Annotated in this window: 1 protein-coding gene; it reads left to right on the forward strand. The window is 70.4% G+C overall.

What is annotated here, in order from left to right; genetic code table 11:
- On the forward strand, window positions 1-551 hold a 551-nt coding region (locus IVB48_RS33140), incomplete at both ends, for a polyketide synthase dehydratase domain-containing protein (RefSeq protein WP_247406758.1).

A 551-nucleotide genomic window follows, 5' to 3' on the forward strand; every position in this document is an offset into this window, starting at 1 on the left:
TCGCATCCGCTGCTGGGAGCGGCGACGCCGCTTGCGGAGAGCGATGGGTTCCTGCTGACGGGGCGGTTGTCGTTGTCGGAAGCGGGCTGGCTTGGCGACCACCAGGTGTTCGGGACGGTGCTGCTGCCGGGGACGGGGCTGTTGGAGCTGGGCTTTGCGGCGGCGCGTGCGGTTGGTTTGACGACGGTGTCGCAGCTGACGCTGCTGTCGCCGCTGGTGCTGCCGGCGGAGGGTGGGGTCCGGCTTCAGGTTCAGGTGGATGGCGGTGATGCGGGCGCGGCCAATAGCCGAAGCTTGAGCATCTACAGCCGGGCGGAGGATGCGGCCGAGGGTGGGTCGTGGACGCTGCATGCGCAGGGCGTGCTGGGCGAGGGCGCGGAGGAAGGTGCATCGCAGGATGCTGCACCGGAGAGCGGGCTCGAGGTGTGGCCGCCGGCTGGCGGTGCGCCGATCGATCTGACCGGTCATTATGCGCGGCTGCAGGCGCGGGGCTACGGCTACGGGCCGATGTTCCAGGGTCTGGTCGAGGCGTGGCGGGTTGGCGAAGCGGT

It is taken from the genome of Bradyrhizobium sp. 76 (genome assembly GCF_023073025.1).
Taxonomy (GTDB): Bacteria; Pseudomonadota; Alphaproteobacteria; order Rhizobiales; family Xanthobacteraceae; genus Bradyrhizobium.